Origin of the sequence: Halorientalis brevis (assembly GCF_042678165.1) — an archaeon.
In the GTDB taxonomy this organism is placed as follows: Archaea; Halobacteriota; Halobacteria; order Halobacteriales; family Haloarculaceae; genus Halorientalis; species Halorientalis brevis.
The window spans coordinates 142346-164094 of record NZ_JBHUDJ010000015.1; the positions used below are offsets into that span (position 1 = coordinate 142346).

Annotated in this window: 16 protein-coding genes; 7 read left to right on the top strand and 9 right to left on the bottom strand. The window is 65.8% G+C overall.

Annotated features, from left to right (window positions below):
• Positions 1 to 112 precede the first annotated feature (112 nt).
• Positions 113 to 1390 (top strand): ABC transporter substrate-binding protein, encoded by a 1278-nt coding sequence (locus ACFR9U_RS20700; RefSeq protein ID WP_247381162.1) that lies wholly within the window; start codon positions 113 to 115, stop codon positions 1388 to 1390.
• 30 nt (positions 1391 to 1420) lie between these two features.
• Here ACFR9U_RS20700 and ACFR9U_RS20705 read toward each other — a convergent pair whose 3' ends face one another.
• Positions 1421 to 2389, bottom strand: a complete 969-nt coding sequence (locus ACFR9U_RS20705; protein WP_247381161.1) for an ABC transporter substrate-binding protein — start codon at positions 2387 to 2389, stop codon at positions 1421 to 1423.
• Positions 2390 to 2391: 2 nt separating this feature from the next.
• A complete protein-coding gene (locus ACFR9U_RS20710) occupies positions 2392 to 3375 on the bottom strand; it encodes an ABC transporter substrate-binding protein (RefSeq protein ID WP_247381160.1) in 984 nt (327 codons plus the stop codon).
• A 152-nt stretch (positions 3376 to 3527) separates the two neighbouring features.
• Between ACFR9U_RS20710 and ACFR9U_RS20715 the strand changes: the two genes are divergently transcribed.
• From ACFR9U_RS20715 to ACFR9U_RS20735, 5 genes are all read left to right on the top strand, one after another.
• On the top strand, positions 3528 to 4625 hold the full coding sequence (locus tag ACFR9U_RS20715; RefSeq protein WP_247381159.1) for an ABC transporter substrate-binding protein: 1098 nt from the start codon (positions 3528 to 3530) through the stop codon (positions 4623 to 4625).
• The gene (locus ACFR9U_RS20720) at positions 4626 to 6212 is read left to right on the top strand and encodes an ABC transporter permease (protein ID WP_247381158.1); all 1587 of its coding nucleotides are present in this window, start codon (positions 4626 to 4628) and stop codon (positions 6210 to 6212) included. It begins immediately after the preceding gene.
• Between the two features lie 7 nt (positions 6213 to 6219).
• Positions 6220 to 7338, top strand: coding sequence for an alpha/beta hydrolase family protein (locus tag ACFR9U_RS20725; RefSeq protein ID WP_247381157.1), 1119 nt, complete (start codon positions 6220 to 6222; stop codon positions 7336 to 7338).
• Between the two features lies 1 nt (position 7339).
• Complete coding sequence (locus tag ACFR9U_RS20730; protein ID WP_345893425.1) at positions 7340 to 7768, top strand: VOC family protein; 429 nt, start codon at positions 7340 to 7342, stop codon at positions 7766 to 7768.
• Positions 7769 to 7958: 190 nt separating this feature from the next.
• Entirely contained in the window at positions 7959 to 9947 is a 1989-nt protein-coding gene (locus tag ACFR9U_RS20735) for an aldehyde ferredoxin oxidoreductase family protein (RefSeq protein WP_247381153.1), read from the top strand.
• Between the two features lie 79 nt (positions 9948 to 10026).
• On the opposite strand, the gene ACFR9U_RS20740 is transcribed toward ACFR9U_RS20735, so the two are convergent.
• Together ACFR9U_RS20740 and ACFR9U_RS20745 are read right to left on the bottom strand one after the other, a co-directional pair.
• Complete coding sequence (locus ACFR9U_RS20740; RefSeq protein WP_247381151.1) at positions 10027 to 10998, bottom strand: DUF7282 domain-containing protein; 972 nt, start codon at positions 10996 to 10998, stop codon at positions 10027 to 10029.
• Positions 10999 to 11241: 243 nt separating this feature from the next.
• Positions 11242 to 13854: a PAS domain S-box protein gene (locus tag ACFR9U_RS20745; RefSeq protein WP_247381149.1), complete on the bottom strand. Its 2613-nt coding sequence runs from the start codon at positions 13852 to 13854 to the stop codon at positions 11242 to 11244.
• Between the two features lie 413 nt (positions 13855 to 14267).
• On the opposite strand from ACFR9U_RS20745, the gene ACFR9U_RS20750 reads away from it, so the two are divergent.
• Positions 14268 to 14912, top strand: coding sequence for a twin-arginine translocation signal domain-containing protein (locus ACFR9U_RS20750; RefSeq protein ID WP_247381147.1), 645 nt, complete (start codon positions 14268 to 14270; stop codon positions 14910 to 14912).
• A 72-nt stretch (positions 14913 to 14984) separates the two neighbouring features.
• Here the strand turns inward: ACFR9U_RS20750 and ACFR9U_RS20755 are convergent, their stop codons facing one another.
• From ACFR9U_RS20755 to ACFR9U_RS20775, 5 genes are all read right to left on the bottom strand, one after another.
• Complete coding sequence (locus tag ACFR9U_RS20755) at positions 14985 to 17030, bottom strand: hypothetical protein (protein ID WP_247381145.1); 2046 nt, start codon at positions 17028 to 17030, stop codon at positions 14985 to 14987.
• A gap of 227 nt (positions 17031 to 17257) precedes the next feature.
• The gene (locus ACFR9U_RS20760) at positions 17258 to 18556 is read right to left on the bottom strand and encodes an ABC transporter ATP-binding protein (protein WP_247381143.1); all 1299 of its coding nucleotides are present in this window, start codon (positions 18554 to 18556) and stop codon (positions 17258 to 17260) included.
• On the bottom strand, positions 18553 to 19593 hold the full coding sequence (locus ACFR9U_RS20765; RefSeq protein WP_247381141.1) for an ABC transporter ATP-binding protein: 1041 nt from the start codon (positions 19591 to 19593) through the stop codon (positions 18553 to 18555). The genes ACFR9U_RS20760 and ACFR9U_RS20765 overlap by 4 nt, the downstream gene beginning before the upstream one ends.
• On the bottom strand, positions 19590 to 20765 hold the full coding sequence (locus tag ACFR9U_RS20770; protein WP_247381139.1) for an ABC transporter permease: 1176 nt from the start codon (positions 20763 to 20765) through the stop codon (positions 19590 to 19592). Before ACFR9U_RS20770 ends, ACFR9U_RS20765 begins: the two co-directional genes overlap by 4 nt.
• The gene (locus tag ACFR9U_RS20775; protein WP_247381137.1) at positions 20765 to 21748 is read right to left on the bottom strand and encodes an ABC transporter permease; all 984 of its coding nucleotides are present in this window, start codon (positions 21746 to 21748) and stop codon (positions 20765 to 20767) included. Before ACFR9U_RS20775 ends, ACFR9U_RS20770 begins: the two co-directional genes overlap by 1 nt.
• Between the last annotated feature and the right edge of the window lies 1 nt (position 21749).

Consider the following 21749-nt stretch of genomic DNA (forward strand, 5'->3'; position numbering starts at 1 on the left):
ACTGTCTACACGAGGCAGCAGTCCGGACAGGTCGGCCGACGCGTGGTGATCTGGGGCGTCGCACGTTAAGTACGACGGACAGCGAGTCCGTTTCGACACGGGGATCTCGACTGTGCGAATCGAGCGGTATCCGGTACTCACGGCGGCCGATCGCGACCTCGTGAGACGTCTTGGCGTCGGTCTGGGAGACCGGGAAGCGCGCGTCCTCGCGTATCTGCTCCGCCGCGAGGCGGCCGACGAGTTCGGCCAGGAGCCCGCGACGCTCCTCGCCGTCCGGATCGGGACGGAACTGGGCCGGTCGGCGGCGAAGGCGGCGCTCTCGTCGCTCGTCGAGGCCGGACTCGTGACCGAGACGACGGCCGAGACAGACGGGCAGGGGCGGCCGCCGTCGGCCTGGCGCGTCGACGCGGACACAAAAACGATTCTCGCGCAGGTGTACGCGACCCACGCGCGAGCACTCCTCGACCGCGCCACCGAGTTCACTGCCGACGAGTCTGCGCCCGATCACGACGCCGACGAGGTTGATGGGCCGCACCAGACCCGGTCGATCACGGTGAGTCTGAACTGGCAACCGAACGGGCTCCAGGCGCCCCTGTACGCGGCACGCGAGGCTGGTGCGTACAGCGAGCGGAACCTGTCGGTCACGTTCGCGCCGCGGACCGGTTCCGGTGCGGCGCTTCGAGACGTCGTCGCGGGCGACTCGCTGCTCGGCATCGTGGGCTCGACCACGCTTCTCAGGGCCGTCGCGGACGAGCAGCCAGTCGTCCCGCTGGCGCTCCTTTACCAGCGAGCGCTCGCTGTTCTCTACACCACGCGGGCGGCGTTCGGAGAACCGTTCGAGCGCGTCGCCCAACTCCGCGGTCGTCGCCTCGGCATGCCCGTCGATTCCGAGATCGGCCTTCTGGGGCGATTCTACCTGCGTCAGGCGGGCGTCGCCGACGACGTGACCGTGATCGATCTCCAGGGCGAGGAACGGACCGCACTGCTGGCGGACACGGTCGACGCGGTCACCGGCTCGCTCTCGGATCCGGCTCGGGTCCGAACGGGGGACGCGACTGTCGACACGATTCGCCTCGGCGACCGCTTTCCCATCTACGGTCCCGCCGTCGTCGCGCGTGAGGAAGCGCTCGCTGCGGCCCGATCCGTGCTCGCGGACTTCCTCGCCGGAACGATGGTCGGCGTCGCCCGGGCTCGCGCCGACCCGGCGGTCGCTGCCAGCGCCGTTGACGGCGACGAGTCCGCCGCGCGGGCGCGCCAAACCTTCGAGGACGCCATCGAGACGGGATGGACGAGCGACGCGGTCGCGGCCCACGGCTGGGGCTGGCACCAGGCCGAAGACTGGGAACGGCTGCGGGGCGTGCTTGCGCAGGTCGACCTCCTTACGGAGTGACCAGCCGACGGGCGCCCGGACGGGCCGGCCTCAGCGGCGACCGATCCGCCCGGCGTAGTCGGTGATCGGCGGCGCGTCGTCGAGAAACTCGTTCGTCCACGCGGCGTCGGGATCGACCGGCCCGTCGAGGAGGTCGGTGTCAGCGAGGGTCCCGGCGAGCGACCGCCAGCGATCGGCGTCGTGGTGGCCCCAGCCCATTTTGCGGACGTGTGGCGTGAACTGCAGGTCGGCGGCCGCGGTCTCGAACTTCGCCTGCTCGATCTCGCGAGTGCGTTCGAGCGTGGCGTTGCGAGCGACCAGCGCGTCGATAGCCCCAGTCGGGTCTTTGGTCGCGGCCGCCCACCCACGGGCCGTCGCCCGAAGGAACGAGCGCACGGTATCGTCGTTCTCCCGGGCGAACTCGGGACTGGTCACGAGCGTCATCCCATAAACGTCCAGATACTCGCCGATCGGTAGCTCGTCGGCAGGGCGGTCGTACTCGCGTTCGAGTTCGAGGCCGTTGGTGACGACGCCGACGGCGGCGTCCACCTCGCCGTCGAGCAGTTTGTGCTGCACGCGGTGATGAGTGTGTTCGTCGACGGGCAGGAGTTCGACCTCCTCGCGGATGCCGGTAGATTCGAGCAACTGAGCGGTGAGAATGCGGGTTTTGGTCGCGGAGGGAGCGACGGTGCGGCCGGCGAGTTGCTGGGGGTCGGTGAGTCGCTCCCCGAACACGTCACGCAGCGTGTAGATGGCTGCCGGCGTCTGTTGGGTGACGGCCGCGACGGCGAGCGGGTCGACGCCCTGACTCCGGACCGAGAGGACGGCGCTGCCGCCCGCGAGTGCGAACTCGCGACGACCCTGTCCAGCCTGTTCGGCGGCGAACGGCGAACCGTGGCCCTCGACGAACCGCACGTCCAGGCCCTCCTCCGCGTAGAACCCCTGCTCGCGGGCGAGGAAGTACGGCGCCTGGAACCCGTTTGGCTCCCAGTTGAGCTGGAAGTCGATCGTCCGGGTCACCCTCACACCTCCAGCCGGAAGGTGCCCTCCGGGATGCGGTCGACGCCGAGGACGTCGGTGCCCGCAACGTCGTGCAGATGTTCGAACAGCCGGTGCATTCCCCGGACGGTCTCGTCGTTCCAGTCCCGGACGACCATCTCTCGCCAGCCGTCGCGGACGGCGGTGACTATGGCGTCGTCTGCGCCGTCCATCATCTCCGCCCCGAGTTCGCGCCAGAGGTCGTCGTCGCGCCGGAGCCGGTCGACGGCCGCGCGGTACGCCTCGCGGAACCCCCTGACGGCGTCGGGATGGGCCTCGAGGTACGACTCGGTCGTGAGGAACGTCGAGACCGGGATCTTCTCGTCGGTGGCCGAGAGCCGCTGGACCAGATCCGACATCGGCAGGACCTCGCGATACGCGCCGCCGTCGACGATGGCTGGGATGAGTTGCCAGAACTGTAGCGCCGCGTCGACCTCGCCCCGTTCGAGCATCGCGGTCAGTCCCGACTTCGAACCGGCCTCGACGACTTCGGCCTCCTCGTCCGGGTCGTAGTCGTGGAACTCCCGACAGGCCGCCCGCGTGAGAATCCAGTTCTTGTCGAGTCGGCGCACGACGCCGACGCGGTGGCCAGCCAGATCGTCGATTCCCTCGATCGGGGAGTCTGCAGGGACGACGAGTCCGCCGACCGTTCGTCCGTAGGGGTAGATGCCGACGATTGGGGCGCCGTCGGCCCGTTCGCGGGCGGTCGAGACGTAGTCGATGTCGATGAGGTCGGCGTCCCCGTGCTGGAGCTTGGCCTCGACCGTTTCCAGGTCGTCTTCGATGTCGTCGGCGACGAGTTCGACGTCGAGGTGGAACCCGGCGTCGTGGTCGAGGCCGAACTTCTTGATCGTATACAGGACGTACCGTGGGCTGCCGTTCTCTTCGAAGCGGGCGCGCATCACGGTGCGGCCGTCCGGGTCGTCGTGGTGGGCGTCGAGTGCGCTGTGAGACACGAATAGCTTCACCAGTGTGGAACGTCAACGATACTCATGATAACGGTGGCCGATCGTTCGCGCCTGTAAGCAAACGCTATTCCAGCCCCCGCGTTCCAAACGCCGGCTTATAAAAAGGAAAGCGGAAAATGTTCAAAAGGGTGTAGCCCGTGTGTGGACATCTCATGCACGGGGTGCGTGACGCCAGTCGTCGTCGGGCATTACGCGTCGGTGGAACGGCGCTCGCGGCAGGGCTCGCCGGCTGTAACGGGATGCTGGGGCGATCAGGGTCGAACACGTCCACGTCCACGGGTGTTCGCGCCGTCCTGAACTGGAAGCCGAATCCGACCCAGGCCGGGTACTTCGTCGCTCAGGACCGCGGCTTCTACGCCGACCAGGGACTCGACGTGGATCTCGTTCCCGGGCAGGGCGGGAGCTTCGCCACCAAACAGGTGGGGCTGGGCAACGCGGCGATCGGACTCGGCAGCGGCGTGGCGGTGTTGCAGGCGCGTGCGAAGGAGCTGCCGGTGCGGTCGTACGCTGCCGCCCAGCAATCCTCGAACGCCGCGCTCTTCACCGTCGAGGAGGCGTTCGGCGGGTCGTTGTCCGACGTCAGTCAGCTCGAAGGGGCGCGCATCGCCGTCGTCTCCGGGTCCGCGAAAACCAAGACCTACCTGGAGTCGCTGCTGGCGACCGCGGACATCAGCGAGTCTGTCGATCTCGTCTCGGTCGGGGTCGAGCAACAGACGTCGAACCTGCTCGCCGGCAACGTGGACGTCGCGACGGGCATCTTCTCGAACGCGTTGGCGCTCGAAACGGAAGGGTACGACGCGTCGTTGCTGTTGGTCGGGGACTACGTCCCGACGGTCGGCCGCGCGGTATTCGCACGCCCGTCGTACGTCGCCGACAACCAGGAGGCCGTCCGTGGGTTCCTGCGAGCGACTGCGCGGGGCTGGGCAGCGGCGGCGAACGATCCGCAGGCAGCCGAGGACGCGATGATCGCCGCCCAGCCCAGCCTCCGGAGCAGTCGCGACCTCGGCGTGACGAAGATCAAGTTCACGGCGAAACACCTCATCGCGACCGACGCAGTCCGCGAGCACTGCTGGGGCTGGCAGTCCGGCGAGACCTGGCGGCGCGTCCACGGGTCGCTCGCGTCCGCCGGCATCCTTCCCGACGACATGGACGTCGACGCCGCCTGGTCGAACGACGCACTCGACACGTCGGCCCCGGCCATCGGCGACTTCGCCGACCGTGTCAACGTCGACTACCGGACACAGATCTAGATGCTCGAACGCACCCGCCACCGGATCGAGGTGGGCTGGCCGGCGTCGGTGGCAGTGCCGGACTGGGTCCGCGTCGGCGCCGAAGGGGCCGGTGCGGTGCTGGCTCTCCTCGTCGGGTGGCAGGCGGTCGTGTGGCTGACGGGACTGCCGGCCGTGCTGGTACCTGCGCCGTTCGACGTCGCCGCTGCCGTGAGCGCTCACGCCGATCTCGTGCTGCGCGACGCGGTTTACACCGGCGGCGAGATCGTGCTGGGATGGCTGACTGGCGTCACCGTGGGGATGGTACTGGGGTTCTGTATGGCCGCCTCGCGCCGACTCAGGCTGTTCCTCTATCCCCTCCTGATCGCCGTCCGGATCGTCCCGCTCGTGGTGTTCGCACCGGTGTTCATCGTCGTCCTCGGGCCGACCCTGGAGATGCGAATCCTCCTGGCTGCGATCCTCTCGTTTTTCCCGGTCGTCGTCGCCACGCTCGACGGGCTCCAGTCCGTCCCCGAGGAACAGGTGGCGCTACTCCTGTCGGTCGGTGCCACTCGCTGGCAGCGGCTCGCTCACGTCCACCTTCCGAACGCGCTCCCCAGCGCGGTCGCCGGAGTGAAGATCGCCACGCCGCTCGCCGTCGAGGGCGTCGTCATCGCCGAGTTCCTCGCCGCCTCGAAGGGCGTCGGACACGGGATGGTATCGGCTGTCGACCGACTGGACACCGCGCTGCTGTTCGGGTACATGCTCGTCCTGATCGCGATCGGTCTGGCGGTCTTCGTGGCCGTCATCGCGCTGGAACGCGCCGTTTCCTGGGACACCGGCGGTGACGCGTTCGCGACCGACCAACTCTGGACGCCCGAGTCGGCGTCCAGCGGCGGCGCGGTGACGACTGGCGTCGTGATGGGGATCGCGCTGGTCGCCCTCACCGTCGGCTGGGAGGCCGCAGCCACGGCCGTCCCCCACGCGCGTCTGTTCCTGGCCGGGCCGCAGACGGTCGGCGACGTCCTCCTCGGCTCGCCGGCGCTGTTCGTCGCGGCGACGGTGGCGACGCTGGAGAAACTCGCAGCCGGCTGGGCGCTCGGTGCGACCGTCGGCATCACCGTCGGCACGGTCGCAGCGCTGTTCCCGCGACTCCGGACGGGCGTCTACACGTATCTCGTCGGCTTCCGCGTGATGCCGGTGATCGCGTTCGCGCCGGTGTTGCTGGTGTGGTTCGGCGTCTCCTTCGCCGCTGGCGCGCTCCTCGTCGCTGCGGCCGTCTTCTTCCCGATAGCCATCGGCACGGCCACCGGCCTCCGCCAGCTTCCCGAGACCCAGCGGGACCTCTTTCGCCTGGTTGCAGCGCCCCCGCATCGAACGGCGCTGGTCCGGCTCCGGTACGCGGCGCCGACGCTCCTGGCCGGCTGTAAGCTCTCGATCGTCACCGGGCTCTCCGGGGCGATCGTCGCCGAGTGGTTCGTGGCCGCGGACGGCCTCGGCCTGCTCGTACTCCAGCAGACGCGCACCTTCCAGCCGGCGCTTTCCTTCGGCGCGATCGCCGTCCTCTTCGCCTGTGGCAGCGTGCTCTTCGCGCTCACTACACTTCTCCAGCGATCGCTCCGATGGTGACACACTCATGACTCACTCACACGACTCAACCCGCGGTTCGGCGTACGTCGCCGACCGGTTCGACCGATGGGGGTCTCGCTTTCGGGCGAAGGGCCTCGACAGCAGCGGCATCGACCGTCTCAAACAGGACATCGACGCGTGGCCGGACTGGTGTCGCGCGTTCAGCGCTGTCGGCGAGGAACACGCCGACCGCGGCCGGGATGCACTCGAACACGGAAACGAGATCACGGCGAGCGAGCACCTGCTGCGCGCGGCGATGTACTACCACTTCGGGTCGTTCGCTTGGTTCTTCGACGAGGACGAACGCGAACGAGCGCACAGACGGGCCGTCGCCCTGTTCAGACAGGCCGGGGCGTACTTCGACCCGCCAATCGAACGGATCGAGGCGCCAGCGCCCGACGGCGACTACGTGATCCCGGGCAACCTCAGGGTGCCCGACCGGAACCCCAACGGTCTCGACGAGTCGCCGCTGGTCGTCCTGTTGTCGGGGCTCGACTCGACCAAAGAAGAACAACACACCCGCGCGTCTGACTTCCACCGCCGTGGCGTCGCGACCCTCACCGTCGACGGCGCGGGCCAGGGCGAAGTCTGGTACCACCAGCGCATGACGCCGGCGTATCCCCGGTTCGTCTCGGCGATCGTCGACCGAGTGCAGTCGGAGCAGGTGTCGGGACTCGACGCCACCCGCCTCGGGATCTACGGCGTGTCGCTGGGCGGGTTCTACGCGCCACAGGTCGCTGCGACGGACGACCGATTCGACGCCTGCGTCGGCCTCTCCGGACCGTTCACGGTCGGGCCGGTGACCAGTCATCAGTCGGAGTCGCTGATCGAGGGGTTCGAGCACGCCTGCAAGACTGACTCACTGGTCGACGTCGACCGGATCACCGAGCGGATGCACCTCAGAGACCGCATCGAGGACCTCCAGGCGCCTGCGCTGTTGATCGCTGGCGCGAACGACCACGTCATTCCACCGGCCCAGACCGAACGCATCGCCCACGAGGCTCCGAACGGCGAACTGCTGTACTACGAGGACGGCGACCACGTCTGTAAAAACAAAGCTCACGACTATCGGCCGCGGGCGGCCGACTGGCTTCGGGACCGCCTCGTCGCCGCTGGGGGTGAGTGACGTGCGGGGCGTCGACCACGTCAACGTCGACGTGGACGACCTGGCGGCGTGTCTCCAGTTCTATCGCGACGTGCTCGAGCTCTCGCTCGTTCGCGGACCGGACGACTTCGGCGGCGAGCACGCGATGTTCACGGTCGGCGACACGACGGTGACGCTCGCGGAAACGGGATCGGCCGCCGGGTGGGACGAGCGGGGAATCGACCACCCCCTCGACAAGGCACACCTCGCCTTCGAGGCCGACCGCGACGAGTACGAGCGCCTGATGGACCGCCTCGACGGGCAGTTCCCCAACCAGGGGCCCTACGACTGGAGCGACTTCGAGGGGTTCTACTTCCTCGACCCGAGCGGGAACCTCCTGGAAGTGATCACGTACGAGACGCCCGCTGACCGAGACCGATCGCTGCTCACTCACAACGACGTGGTTCCGTGAGCTATTGCCCACGTAGGTAGGAATTGTCGCACTCGTCGTGCGCCAGAACACACAGGTATCGAAGTAACTAATTTAGATTTACAATAATAAGTGAAAACCGAAATACTGCCAATAATTTAACCGAATACAGTTTCACAAGGGTGGCAACCACTAACACGCTCTGGCCCGTATGTAATGGGTGAGACTAGCAATGACAGAACTCGGTGGATTCCAAGATCACGTCGCACGCATCGACCTCTCGGACGAAGACGTCCAGTACGAGAGCGTCCCCGACGAGGACGCGAAGAAATACATCGGGGCGCGGGGCCTCGGTGTCAAGTACGTGTTCGATCAGGGGCCGGACGTCGACCCCCTCAGCGAGGAGAACCTGCTCTCGTTCACGAACGGGCCGCTCACCGGGACCCAGGTGACGATGAGCGGCCGCATCGCCATCTGCACCAAATCACCGTTGACGGGCACCGTAACGGACTCCCACCACGGCGGCTGGTCCGGCGCTCGCCTCAAGTGGTCGGGGTTCGACGCGCTGCTGTTCGAGGGGCGCGCTGACGACCCGGTGTACGCCTTCGTCGAGGACGGCGAAGTCGAGCTCCGGGACGCCTCGCACCTCTGGGGCAAGGGCGTTCACGAGACGCGCGACACCCTGGAAGAGGAAGTCGAGGGGGCCTACGGCAAGAACCTCTCGATAATGGCGATCGGGCCTGGCGGCGAAAACGAGGTGAAGTACGCCTGCATCATGAACGAGGACGACCGCGCCTCGGGTCGCGGCGGCACGGGCTGTGTGATGGGCAACAAGAACCTGAAAGCCGTCGTCGTCAAGTCCGGCACGAAGATGCCCAAGCCCGCCGATCAGGAGACCTTCCAGGAGGGGCACCGCCAGGCGATGCAGGTCATCCAGGAGTCGGACGTCACTGCGCCCAACGAGGGCGGCCTCTCGATGTACGGGACGAACGTCCTGATGAACATCACCGAGGAGATGGACGGCCTCCCGGTCAAGAACGGCGTGTACACTTCGACGCACTCGGAGGCCGAAGACGCGCCGGACGAGCCGAACATCGACTCGGAGAAGGTCTCCGGTGAGAACGTCCGCGAGAACATCCTCGTCGACGAACCCACCTGTCACTCCTGTCCGGTCGCCTGCAAGAAGATGGTCGAAGTCCAGACCATGCACAAGGGCGAGGAGATGAACGTCAAGATGGAGTCCTACGAGTACGAGTCCGCGTGGGCGCTCGGCCCGAACTCCATGAACGACGACCGGGACGGCATCGCCGTCATGATCGACCGGTGTAACGACGTGGGCATCGACACCATCGAGACGGGGAACATGATGGCCCTCGCGATGGAGCTGACCGAGGAAGGCGGGCTCGACGAACTCGACGACGTCTCCGAGTCGGGAGACTCGGAGGCTCGGGAGACGAAGTCTCCCGGTGGCATCGAGTGGGGCGACGCCGAGGCGATCATCGACATGATCGAGAAGATCGGCCACCGCGAGACCGAACTCGCGGACCACATGGCCGAGGGCCAGGAGCACCTCGCCAGCGAGTTCGGCGACATGACGAACACGCTGACGGTCAAGAACCAGGCCATCGCAGCGTACGACCCGCGCTGTATGAAGGGCATGGGCATCGGCTACGCCACCTCGAACCGCGGCGCCTGCCACCTGCGCGGGTACACGCCCGCGGCGGAGATCCTGGGCATTCCGGAGAAGGCAGACCCCTACGAGTGGGAGGGCAAAGGCGAGATCTGTGCGCTGTTCCAGGATCTCCACGCCATCAGCGACTCGTTCGACATCTGCAAGTTCAACGCCTTCGCCGAAGGCATCGAGGAGTACGTCCTCCAGTACAACGGCATGACCGGCCGCGACGTCAGCGAGGACGAACTCATGCAGGCCGGCGAGCGCGTGTACAACCTTGAACGCTACTACAACAACCTCGTCGGCTTCGACGGCGACGACGACACCCTGCCGAACCGGTTCGTCGAGGGCGACGAGCACGCGATCCCCGGCCAGGGCGGCAGCGAAGGCGAACTCTGCGAACTCGACGAGATGAAAGAGGAGTACTACGAGGTGCGCGGCTGGGTCGACGGCGTCGTTCCCGACGAGAAACTCGACGAACTCGGCATCGAAGTCGGCCCCGGAACGGGCGTCAGCAGCGAAGGCGCCGCCGCGACGGGCGACGACTGATCGGCGCCCAGCTGGGCGGCCCGTCCGGGCACTTTGACCTCTCGAATCCGGATTTTTCGTCACGCGTCGGAGCCAGTCGTCAGCTCCCCGAGGAGTCGCTGCCCGCAACGAATCCGAGATCGACGACCGGCTGCCCCGCCGAGACGTACGGCCCGTCTTCCTGCCCCTGAGAGGTCGAGAAGTCGTACGACTGGTTGCCGTTCGTGTCGCGATGAGGCATCGGAATGAGCGGCGGTGCCGGCGGGAATTCCACGGTCGTAATCGCACTGGGATCGTCGAGCTGAACCTCGACAGCGGTGTGGCTGCCGGGATCGAGGTACGCCGAGACGCCCACGACGCTCTCGAAGGCCTGCCCCTGGAAGAGCCGCGCGTCGTGGCAGACGACGAATCCCCCGTCCGAAAGCACGACCTCGCCGACGGTGACCGTACTGTCCGTCACCGACTGGTTCTCGAAGTCGAGGCTGGCGAACTGTGCTTGGTCCCCGGCCGGCGCGTCGCCCGGTGAGACGAACCCGAGGTCGACCACTGGCAGGTCGGCCTGGACGTACTGGGCGTCCTCGTTGCCTTCGCTCGTGACGAATTCGTACGTCTGGTTGTCGTTGGAGTCGGCGTGTGGCATCGCGATCAGCGGCATCGGTTCGTCGATGGCCTGCTGGTCGATGGTCCGCCCCGGCACGTCGAACAACTGCACGGACACGTCCGAGTGGCTGCCGGGATCGAGGTACGCCGAGACGCCCACGACGCTCTCGAGTGGCTTGGCCTCGAAGAGGCTCAGATCGTGGATGGTGACGAAACCGCCCGCCGAGAGCACGGTGGAATCGACGACGACCGTCGTCCCGTCCGTCGATTGGTTGGTGAACTCGATCGACGCGAACGGCGCTGGCTCGCCCTGCGCTGTCCCATCGTTCTGCTGTCGGCTCCTCGAATCGGCGACCGCACCGGCGGTCCCGCTCACGCCGGCGAGCAGTCCTGTCGCGGCCAACCCGCGCAACACGCCACGCCGCGTCGAAGCCCCGATACAGGAGGATCGCTGTGACTGCTGTGGTACCATGTCCGAACCCTGTTGTCACGTCGTCCAGTCCGGGCGATAAATCCGCGCAACCGTTTTTTCGATAACCGATTGTTAGTCCGCGTTTCGGTCGACTTACTCCCTGACGGCCAGTCACCTGGGTGATCGTCGGCTCCTCGACCCGATCGTGCCAGAGACTGCGATCGATGCCTCACGTCGGTCTGTCTGGTCGCAAACGGTGACGGACGACGGCGCAATGTCGACGTTAGGAGCAGTCTTCGATGATCAGTCCGCGATCAGGAGTTCCACGGTGAAAACTGCGCCTTCAGGTTCGTTATCATCGATCCACACCTCACCGCCGTAGGAGTCGACGAGTGTACTGACGAGATACAGCCCGACGCCGGTGCCTTCGCTTTCCAGTCCTTTCTCTCCCTTCCCGAAGATCGCGTCCTTCTGGCTGTCGGGGACGCCCGGGCCGTTGTCCGCGACCGAGACCAACAGGGAGTCGTCGGTCTGCGTCGTCGAGACGACGAGTTCCGGCACGTCTTTGTCGTTGTGCTGGATTCCGTTTTTGAAGAGGTTCCGGAACACGGAGTCGAGCAGGTCGTTCGCCACCACCGACACGTCCGGGAGCGAGCCGTCGACCTTGACGACCGCATCCGTGTGTGTTGCCCGAATCTCGTCGAGTTCTCGCTCGATGACCCGCCGCACCTCGACTGGCTCTAGGTCCCGTTCGCTCTTCAGCATCACCTCCGCCATGTCGCGGGCCGTCTTCGTAAGATCGACGGCGTTTTTCGTACTCTCCAGAGCGGTGTCGATGAACTGGTGTGCGTCGTCGTCGGCGTAGTCGTAGAGCAGATCGAGGTACGCCAGGACGATCTGCAAGTCGTTCCTGATGTCGTGGCGGACGACGCGATTGAGGACGTCGAGGTTGTCCCGTTGCTCTTCGAGGCGGTCTTCGTACTCTTTGCGGGCCGTGATGTCCTGGATAACGCCGTCGAAATACGTGCCGGAGTCCGTTTCCGTGGCGAACGCCGTGACCGATCCCCAGAACTCCGTTCCCGAGAGCGTCTCGAGCCGCAGTTCCTCCTCTTTTCTGTTGGGGTCCGTCTCGAGGAGGTGGTCGGAGAACTCTTCGCGCCGTTCGGGCGTCGCGTACAGGTCGCTGACGGCGTGATCGAGCAGGTCCGCTTCGGAGTCCGCGTCGAACATGTCCACCATCGCGGGGTTCACCTCGATGAACTCGCCGTCCTCTCCGGGCGTGTTCCGGTAGATCCCGACTGGGACGTTCTCCATGAGTTCTTTGTAGCGTTCGAGTTCCTGTTCGTACGCGACCCGGTCGGTGACGTCGTGAATGACGGAAAACAGTAGCTCCTCGTCGGCGAGCGTAATCGGTGACGAGTGGACCTCGACCGTTCGCACCTCGCCCGTCGCCAGTTCGTGATCGAACACGAAGTGGTTGCGGTCCGCCTTCTCTGCTCGTTCGCGTTCCCGCGCGACCGCTTCCGGGGAGAGTCGATTGATGTCCTGGATCGTCTTCGACAGTAACTCGTCGCTCGAGTAGCCGTAGAACGCGGCCGCGGCCTCGTTTGCGTCCTCGATCGAACCTGACTCGGGATCGATCAGTAGCATGGGGGCGCTGTGGCTCTGGAACATCGTCCGGAACCGTGCTTCTCGACGGCGCAGGCGGTCTTCGCGTTTCCGCCGTTCGGTCACGTCTCTGAGAATGGCCAGGTGCGCGAGGTCGCCGTCGAACGTGATCGGCGAGACGTTGTACTCGACGACGATCTCGGACCCGTCGTGGGCCTGGATCGTCATCTCGTCGCGTCGTGGGGCGTCCTCTCCGTCGAGCCAGGCCTGATACCGTTTCGTCACTTCCGCTCGTGACTGGGGCGCCACGTACTCGAGAAACGAGTCGCCTTCCATCTCGGCCGGCGAGTCGGCACCGATCATCTCGGCGAGTTCCTGGTTCACTATCACGAGTTGGCCCTGCTGGGCGACGGCGATCGCGTCGTTGCTGTTCTCGACGAGCGTCCGGTACTTCTCTCGCTCCGCCTGGAGCTGGCGGTTCCGTTCGATCTGATCGAGCGCTGCCGTGACGTTCTGGCCGAGCAGGGTCGCGACCGTCTCGTCCTTTTCGTCGAAGTCAGTGCGTCCGTCCGCGGCACAGGAGAGGACGCCATGATCACCCAGCGGCACGAAAATCGCCGAGTGGAGCGGCACGTCCGCCGCCAGATCCTCGGCCGGAATCGGATCGCGGACGATCGTCTCGCCCGCCTCGAACACGTCCCAGAGCCAGTTTCCTTTCGGATGCGTCGGTGACGGGGTTCCCGCGTCGTCGAGCAACTGCTGGTGCTCCGTGGAGTTCGCCACGAGCTCGAGCGTCGACCCGTTCTCGGCGGGCGCCCAGACCGACGACATCGGGAATCCGAGGAGGTCTTCGGCGGCCGCGACGGCGATCTCCCCGACTTCGTCCGTCGTCTCGGCGTCGAGGAGCTGCTGGGTCGCGTCGTGTAAGGCTTCGATCTGGCGTCGGTACTCCCGCCGTTCGGAGATATCTCGGGCGACGCTGAGAATCGCTGGCTCGCCGTCGTAGGAAATCCGACTCGCGTTGATCTCGACGGGAATTTTCCGGCCCTGTTTCGTCTGCTGGACCGTCTCGAACACGAGGGTCTCGTTCTCCTCGACGTTCGCGATCCGGTCCGCGACCTTCGCTGCTTCCGCGGGCGTCGTCAGATCTCGCGGCCCGCGCGAGAGGAGTTCCTCACGCGTGTATCCGAACCGCTCGACGGCCGCGTCGTTGGCAGCGATGAAGGACCCCTGGAGATCGACGACGAGGACGGCATCGTTCATCCCCTCGAAAAAATCCCGAATCACGTCCGCGTCGGTCTCGATCACAATACTGTCGGTTGTCGTTAGATTGCTAAAAGGCAACTGATCGATCGTCGACTCACGACGCCACCGTCGTTGAATGTCGATCGAGTGGAAAATACTGCGGTGCATTCAACGCGTCTTACCCCTCAGTTCCATCCTCCCGTTGCTTCACATTTGCAGCTATGTCTGGCTGCTATTCACGGCAAAGGGAGACACGCCTCTCTAGAGGGTCTCGGAGTCCCTCACCGATGGAGTAATGTCAATTGGTAACGTCGTCTTACCTAATTCTGGTGGACCGCGAGACCGCGCCGAGAACGCTCGGGGGTTCGGTGCAGACGTAAGTTCGGACTTACCTGTTCAGTCACTTTCAATAGACGATCCGTCAAGCAAGAACTATCGCAATCCCCTACCGGCAGTGGCGTGAAATATGATACCGTATGCCAGAGAATCTCGACAAAGAGAAAACGAACGAGACCCGGCGGGGGTTCCTCCAGTCCGTCGGCGTCACGGGCGCACTCGTCGGTGCGGTCGGAGCCGAGACGGTTCTGTTGCAGGACGCTCAGACACAGGACGTCGCGACGACGTTCGCGCTCGGTGGTCGGATCGAAGGCTGGCAGGGCGCGGCACCGACGGACATCGACGGCCAGCGGAATCCCACGCTCTCGCTCGAAGCCGGCAGTACCTATCGACTGTACTGGCAGAATCTCGATGGGGCAGCCCACAACTTCGAGATTCGGGATTCGGCCGGCAGTGCACTCCAGGTGCTGCAACCGATTCCCGTCGACCAGCAGACCGTCCAACAACTGTTCGCGGATGGAGGGCAGGCGAGCACGCCGTCTGGTGGCAATGCGACGGGCAGTCCGGCGACCGAGACCGGCACCGCGACGGCCGGTGGTGGCGCTCAGGATGGTACCCTCGTCTCGACGACCGGAATCGTCACCGAGGAAGGCGCCGCGCAAGCCGTCCAGTTCACTGCGACCGACGAGATGGCCCAGTACATCTGTCCCATCCATCCGACGTCGATGGTCGGCGACGTCACGCTCTCGGGTGGCTCCGGGGCGGGCAACAGCACGAGCGGCTGACGCTGCCCGAAAAAGAGGCGACGGAATTCCCGAGTAGCCGCCACCGATCTCGGGAGCCGCCTTGTTGGTACGTTATTGGGTTTCGGTCGGTGATCCGCCAGGCGTCTCAGTCGGGGTTCCACCCGGCGTTTCGGTCGGCGTCTGCGTCGGTGTTCCGCCCGGCGTTCCTTCCGGCGTCTCAGTGGCCGTTCCGGTGGGCGTCTGCTCGCCGTCGCCGTAGCCGTTCAACTGCAGCTCGGCCTGGGCGACGTAGCCGGTGACGCCCGCAGGGTGGGGCACCTCGTCCATCGACGCTTCCATGATGAGCCAGAAGATGACCCGCTGGTCCTGTATCTGCTCGCCGTCGACGTACTGTGCGGGGTGGTAGAACGCGGCCTCGACCTCCCTGTCCTTGGTTCGGGTCACCTGGTCCTGTGCGGGACCGATTTCGTCGGAGTTGGGGCGGACGACCACGACCTCTAGGTCCCGGTTCAGCGGCACGTCGATCTGTTCGCTCCCGTTGGGGTTCGAGAACCGGAGCTTCTGGCCGGGTTCGCCAACGTGGTAGAACTCCTCCTCGGGAGTGGTCCACTCCTCCCCGTCGAATAGTTGCGTCTGGACGCCCCCGTCGGTCGTCCCCGGCGTGGGTTCCAGGGCCGTTTGGTGAAGATACTGCTGGACGACGATCTCCTCGCCCTCCCAGTCCTCGGGGACGCCGTAGTTGCGGAGCGCTTCCACCAGGTAGCCGGGTCCGTGCCGGCGCCAGATGGGGATCATCCGGCCGTCCTCGAAGAATTCGTAGGAGATGTTGTAGTTGTACGGTCCGAACTGCGCGCCGGAGTGGAAGTCGACGCTCCCGCGGCCCTGTGCCCCGGTGTGGTAGTGGGTCCGGAACTGGAACCCCGAGGGATGCCCACGGCGTTCGGGGTAGTCGATCTTCGCCATTTGGCCGGGACCGCCGAAGGGGATGCTGTGGACGTCCCAGAAGATGTGGTGACCGTTGATCACCGGTTCGTCGTCCGGGAAGTACCACTCGCGAGTGTTACGGCCCTCGCGCGGTGGGAGGCCGTACGCCGTCGGGGTCGCCATCGCGTTCATCGTTTTGAACACTGGCTTGCCGTTGTACTGACCCCAGAAGGTCACCCCCTGGGTCTCCGGCGGTTCCCACCGAACGCTCCAGTTGTTCTGCTGGAACTGTTGGTCGGGCAGCGTCTCGAACCGGTGGAACCCGTTGTTGGCGGTCTTCATCGGCCGGTTTTCCACCGGAACGCTCGGAACCTGGTCGAGGACCGTCTGCTCGTTCGTGGCGGTCTGGCGGGCCATCTCCTGGACCGGATACCGGATGAAGTCGTCGACGATGTACGCCTTCATGAACTGAGGATTGCCCTCCTCCCGGACGTCGAGGAAGCCGGAGACGACGCTGACGCTGTCCTGGTCCACGACGTAGAAGATGATGGTCGAGATCTCGTAGTGCGCGAGGCCGCGACCGCTCGTGATGCTTTCGGCGACCTTGAACATCGGCCAGAAGTCCTTTCCCTGGACGTACTGCTGGACCTCCTGCTGGTCGAGCATGACCTGGCCGCGCCGGACCTCCTCGTCGGTGTACTCCTCGGTCCACGAGACGTCGGTGGGGTCGTTGATCTGGAGTGCGACAATCTCGTTCCGGCGTCGATCGATCAGCCCGTAGATCGTTTGCCGGTTGACCGCCGTGACGTTGAACGTCCCCGATTCGAGGCTCCCGTCGACGGTATAGTCCGTCGGTCCCTGGATGCTCACCGCGTCGAGGTGGTTCGTCAGCGCCTCGTAACTGATGAAGTGCGCGATCCAGTTGCTCGCAACGCGGTTGACCTCCGGGTCGCGCAACAGCGTCTGCACCGCTTCCTTTCGGCGGTGGACGTTGATGATCTCGTAGTTCTCTTCGTGGAAGTCTCGCGGCCCGACCCGTTCGGCCAGGTCGATCCGCTGCTGTGCGTCCGGTAGTTGCGGTTGTTCGTCGGTTGTGATGACGGTGTCGTCGCCCTGCCCGTTTTCCTGTGCCGTCGCCGTCGGCACCACGGTCGCGACGCCGGTGGCCGCCATCCCTTTGAGTACGCTTCGTCTCAGCCATTCGAGCCCGTGCGAATTGGTATCCTCTGGCATGGTCCGTCCGTAGTTCAACGTGCCAACTGAAATGCGTATCATCGCGATTGTATGCCTTGGAAGGAAAGTGCTATCGAAGTGGCTAGAGGCGGAGATTCCTCCATGCCAGATAGGAGTGAAACCGCTAGCGTCACGGAGCGTGCTACCGCGAAATGCGTAGGTTAGTACCTTCGTGGGCAAATAAACTACAGCGGTGGACGGAGACAGGTGGCCGGGGTGACTCGCGATCAATCGTCGGCGGCTTCGGGTTCGGCCAGGAACCGTTCGTCGTGGAGAAGGCAGGCAGCGTGGTGATCGTCGTCGATCGCGTAGTGAGCAGGCCGGTCAGCTTCGCACGGAGTCGGGAACGCAGCAGCGAGGACGTCCCGAGCCGCCTCGACGTCGTCGTCGACGACGGCGTCGAGTGCGTCGTCGAGTGCCCCATCGGCCGCGGGATCCTCTAGTCGTTCGGGAATGTCGAACTCCTCGCGGATCCGTCGCTTCAACCGCACGTCGTCGGTCCCGACCTGTCGGTCTGCCTCGCCCCCAACGAGTTCTCGAAGTGAGGCCAGATCGATCCCTTCGTCGCGGAGGTGGACGCGAACGTCCATCACTGCACGCCAGTTCTCCTGATCGAGGTCGAGGTCCGCTGGCTGGATGACCGCCGGACAACGCGTGTGGAATCGACAGCCAGGAGGTGGATCTGCCGGGTCAGGCAAGTCCCCCGTGAGGCCCGACAGGTGGTGTCGTTGCCGCGGATCCGGTCGGAGAATCGACGCGAGGAGTTCTCGGGTGTACGGGTGGCCCGGATTCTCGAAGACCCCGGCCGTCGGCCCCTGCTCGACGATCTCGCCGAGGTACATCACGGCGACGCGGTCACAGACCTCCCTGACGATCCCCATGTCGTGACTGATAAACAGGACGGCGAGATCGAACTCTTTCTGGACAGATTCGAGCAGCGAGAGAATCGACGCCTGGATCGACACGTCGAGCGCGCTGACGGGCTCGTCGGCGACGATCAGATCGGGGTTCACGACGAGCGCGCGGGCGAGCGCGATGCGCTGTTTCTGGCCGCCGCTGAACTCGTGGGGGTACCTGTCGGCGTCGTCGGCGTCGAGGCCGACCCGCTCCAGGAGGTCGGTCACGATCGCTCGCCGGCGCGACCGGTCGCGCATTCCATGAACGCGGAGCGGCTCCGCGACGGATTCGCCGACCGTCATCCGCGGATCGAAACTCGACGTGGGATCCTGGAAGATCAGCTGCGCACGCCGGCGAAACCGCTTCAGTTCGGCCTTGTCGAACTCGATGACGTCCGCCCCGTCGAAATACACTTCGCCGGCCGTCGGCTCCTCGATTCGGAGGAGCGAGCGGGCGGCGGTCGATTTCCCGCACCCGGACTCGCCTACCAGGCCGAGCGTCTCGCCGGCGTCGAGGTCGAAGCTGATGCCGTCGACGGCGCGGACCTGCCCCGTCTCACGACGGAGCCACCCCGACGTGACCGGGTAGTGCTTCGTGAGATCGCGGACCGACAGGAGCGGGTCTGTCACGGCAACTCACCACTGTTGCCGTCGAGGGCAAATTCAGTCTCCGCGTCTCGGATCGCCGTCGGGTCGTGATTCGGCCCGTAGTAGACGCAGGAGGCGGCGTGCGCCGAGTCGGCCGCCACGTCGTACAACGGCGGTTGTTCGCCCTGCCGGCACTCCTCGATGGCGTGGGGGCAGCGCGGATGAAACCGACAGCCGGCCGGCGGGTCGTTCGGGTCCGGGAGGTCGCCACCGATGGCCTCCATCTGTCGGCCGGGCCGCGGCAGACACCGGAGGAGCGCCCGCGTGTACGGATGGGCCGGGTCGTCGAACAGGGCGGTGACGGTGGCTCGTTCCATCACCTTCCCGGCGTACAGGACGACGACGCGGTCGGCGACGGCGGCGACGACGCCCAGGTCGTGCGTGATGAGGAGGACGCTCAGGTCGTACTCGTCCTGGAGATCGACGAGCAGTTGGAGGATGCCGGCCTGCGTCGTCACGTCGAGGGCCGTCGTCGGTTCGTCGGCGATGAGCAGGTCGGGGTTCGACGCCAGCGCCATCGCGATGACGACCCGCTGTTTCATCCCGCCGGAGAACTCGTGGGGGTAGTCGTCGAACCGACCGGCGGCTTCCGGAATCCCGACGCGATCGAGCAGCGTGACGGCCCGCTCGCGGGCCTCCCGACGAGTGGCGTCTTGGTGGAGGCGGATCGCTTCGACGAGCTGCCAGCCGACGGTGTAGACGGGATTGAGCGCGCCCTGGGGGTTCTGGAAGACGTGGCCGATGCGGTTGCCCCGGAGGGCCCGGAGTTCGCCGTCGGTCATCGCCAGCACGTCCGCACCGTCGAACAGCACGTCACCGCTGATCTCGCCGGGCGGGGTCTCGACCAGCCGGGTGACGGATTCGGCAGTGACGGTCTTGCCGCTGCCCGACTCGCCGACGAGACAGACGATCTCACCCCGCCCCACGTCGAAGGAGACGCCGTCGACCGCGCGGACGGTCCCCTCGTCGGTGTGAAAGACGGTTTCGAGGTCGCGCACCGAGAGGAGCGGATCGCTCATTGTTCCACCCTTGGATCGAGCGAGTCTCGGAGCGCCTCCCCGAGGAAGTTGAACGCGAGGATCGTCAGGAACAGGAAGACGCCGGGGATGGTCGAGATCCACCACGCGGTATAGAGGTCGCCGCGGCCGGTGGCGATGACCTGCCCCCACGAGGGAATGGCCGGGTCGCCGAGTTGGATAAAGGAGAGCGCCGCCTCGGCGAGGATGAGGCCGGGAATCGTCAGCGTCGCCGCCGTGATGACCGTGTTCGAGACGTTCGGGACGATGTGTCTGGTGATGATCCGTGTCTTGCTCGCCCCGGCGGCGACCGCCGCGTCGACGTACTCCTCCTCGCGGCGTTGCAGCGCCTCGCTCCTGACCAGGCGGGCGATCCCGCCCCAGCTCGTCAGCCCGAAGATGACGATGAGCAGGAAGAGACTCCCGCCGAAGAGGTACACGAGCAGGAGATAGAGGAAAAAGGTCGGGAACGTCAGCTGGATGTCGACGTAGCGCATCAGCGCCTCGTCCACGAGGCCGCCGACGTAGGCGGCCGTCGTGCCGACCGCCGTCCCGATGACGACGATCAGCAGCGTCGCGATGAGACCCACCTGCATGCTCACGCGCATCCCGAACACCATCAGCGTCAGGATGTCCTTGCCCTGGCCGGTCGTCCCGAGCGGGTGCGCCCACGTGCCGTGACACGCGCCGTCGACGACCGGCCCGGCGCACTCGACGGGCACCGTCTCCGAGACGGACGTCCAGACCGGCGGCTGGTAGGCGTTGAGGACGTTCAGTTCCGGCCGGGCGATGACGAGCGGGCCGAACGTGCCGACGGTAAAGATCACGGCGAGGAACGCGAGGCTGGCGACGGCGGCCTTGTTCTTCCGGAACTGGCGCCAGTAGTGCATCGTCAACCGCCGGTTGCGAACGAGGGGAACGACCACGTAGAACAGCAGCGCGAGCAGTGTCAGAACGAACAGCCAGTCGAGTTGTGTGACGTTCCACCCGAGTCCGGGGATCGTCGGCGTGCCGGTCGGTACCAGGAAGAAGTCGTACAGGAAGACGGCGGCGAGGACGAGCACGACGGCACCCATCGCGAGCGTCCGGCGGGAGACGGGAACGCGCCTGCCGTCCAGTGCGTCCCAGTCGACGTCCTCGAAGCGAACCTGATCGGGATCGGTCGCGCCCGTCATCAGCGATCACCGTAGTCGATGCGCGGGTCGAGGATCGTGTACGCGATGTCCTGCAGGAGGTTGCCGATGACGGCGACGAACACCGGGATCAGCGTCGTCCCCAGCACGAGCGCCGTGTCCTGGTTGAGGAGTGCGTCGAGGCTCAGCCGACCCAATCCAGGAATGCCGAAGACGATCTCGACGAGATACGAGGCCGTCAGGAACAGGCCCAGCAGGTCGCCGACGAGGATCGTCGAGAGCGGCACGAGCGCCGGCCGGAGGATGTGTCGGAGGAGGATGCGGTTCTCGTCGGCCCCCTTGGCGCGGGCGGTCTTGACGAACTCGGCGCGGACGTACTCCAGGGCCTCGGCACGGGCGTAGCGCATCTCGCTGGCGATGGTCCCGGTCGTCAGGACGAACACCGGCAGGACGAGCTGGACGACGTTCGCCCACGAGAACACTGGCACTGTCGGGTCGAACAGAACGGGCACCCAGCCGAGGGTGACGCCGAACACCAGCAGGAGGATGATGCCGAACCAGAAGTTCGGGATCGACAGCCCGAAGAAGGCGACGAAGGTGCCGACGTAGTCGAGTTTCGTGTACCGGTGGGTCGCCGAGTACAGCCCGATCCCGAGTCCGAGAATCGTCGAGATGAGAATCGCCGGGACGGTGTACATCAGCGTGTACGGGTACGCCTCCATGATCGCCTGGACGACCGGCTGCGAGCGCGTATCGGACCACCCCCAATTGCCGGTCGCGAGGTTAGTCATGTAGTCGGTGTAGCGCTCCCAGAGCGACTGGTCGAGGCCGCGGGCCTGTTCGAACGCCTGCTCGGCCGACGCGGCGTCGCCGGTGCCCTGCGCGGCCTGGAACTGGAGTTCCGCCGCCTGAGCGTTCGGCGTCACCGCCAGCAGGACGAACGTCACCGTCAGGATCAGAACGGAGACGAACCCCGCCCAGGCGACCCGTCGAACGATGTACCAGGTGAGCCCGAGATTACCCATC